This window comes from Cupriavidus sp. SK-4 (assembly GCF_000611125.1).
Lineage (GTDB): Bacteria > Pseudomonadota > Gammaproteobacteria > Burkholderiales > Burkholderiaceae > Cupriavidus > Cupriavidus necator.
Genome location: NZ_JFJW01000092.1, coordinates 1 through 1,033, shown reverse-complemented (window position 1 = coordinate 1,033; position 1,033 = coordinate 1). Strand labels below are relative to the sequence as shown.

The following is a 1,033-nucleotide window of genomic DNA, read 5'->3' as shown; positions in this document are numbered from 1 at the left end:
CACCGTTTCGTCGACCGGCTCCGGCGCAGGCCTGGTCTCAGCCGCTTCCGGCAGCGGCTTCATCTGCGCCGGCATCGGCAGCACCTTCGGCACCTCCACCACTTCCACAGGCTTAAGTGGTTCAGGCAGCAGCTGCGCCTGCGCGGGTTCGTCGAGCGAGATCCCCGGCGGTGGTTTGCCCTGCGTGGCGCAGCCCGGCATCGACGGCATCGTCACCACGAGCATCAGCACGAAAGCGGAATGGCGGAAAGGCAGTCTCATGGTTTGGCTCCTTCGGAAGCGTCCAGCTCGCGACTCCACGACAGTCCGTTGACATAGATGCCCAACGGGTTCTTGCGCAAGCGCTGCTCGCTACGCGGGGATTGCAGGACCGTGGATATCACGGCATTCCAGCGTTGGGTATCAGCCTGGGCACCATTGACGAAGCGCTGCTCCGTCCAGCGCACGTTGAATGACGTGTCACTGGCGCGCACGACGCTGGTGATCTGCACCGTGACCGACTCGTTGCCGACGCGAGCGAACGGATCGTTGGCACGGGCGTACTCGTTGAGCACGGCTGCGCCGCGGTCAGTGGTGTAATCGTAGGCGTCGAACCAGTTCTGCCGCACGACGACAGGGTCAATGGATAGCGACCGCACCAGCGTGACGAAGTGCGCCAGGTGGTAGGCAATCTGCGCATCCTTTGGCCGGTACGGTGTTGCCGCTTCGCCGACCGCGCGCACCTGACCCGCCTTGTCGACCTCCACCACGTACGGGGTGACGATGGATTTTGCCGAGCGCCAGACCAAGCCACCCGCCATCATCAAGGCGAGCAGCAGGCAGCCGAATGCCATCAGCCGCCAGTTCCTTGCCTGTACGCGGGCAGAACCGATGCGCTCGTCCCATACCTGCGCGGCCGCTTGATACGGAGTGACAGGCTGCGGCGCGTCGGCATAGCGCACTTGCGGTCGTCTGAATCGCATGGCTCGTTCTCCTTAAGAATCGGCATCATCCAAGCTCGGACCGCCGCCCGAACCGCCACCGTCGCCGGCGC

1 protein-coding gene and 1 pseudogene are annotated in these 1,033 nt (G+C 64.6%); both read right to left on the bottom strand.

Going from position 1 to position 1,033, the window contains the following annotated elements; all coding sequences use genetic code 11:
* Positions 1-261 (bottom strand): annotated as a pseudogene (locus tag CF68_RS20060) (P-type conjugative transfer protein TrbG); the annotation flags it as partial.
* On the bottom strand, positions 258-962 hold the full coding sequence (gene trbF / locus CF68_RS20055) for a conjugal transfer protein TrbF (protein WP_035822118.1): 705 nt from the start codon (positions 960-962) through the stop codon (positions 258-260). The pseudogene CF68_RS20060 and the gene trbF, both read right to left, overlap by 4 nt.
* Positions 963-1,033: the final 71 nt, after the last annotated feature.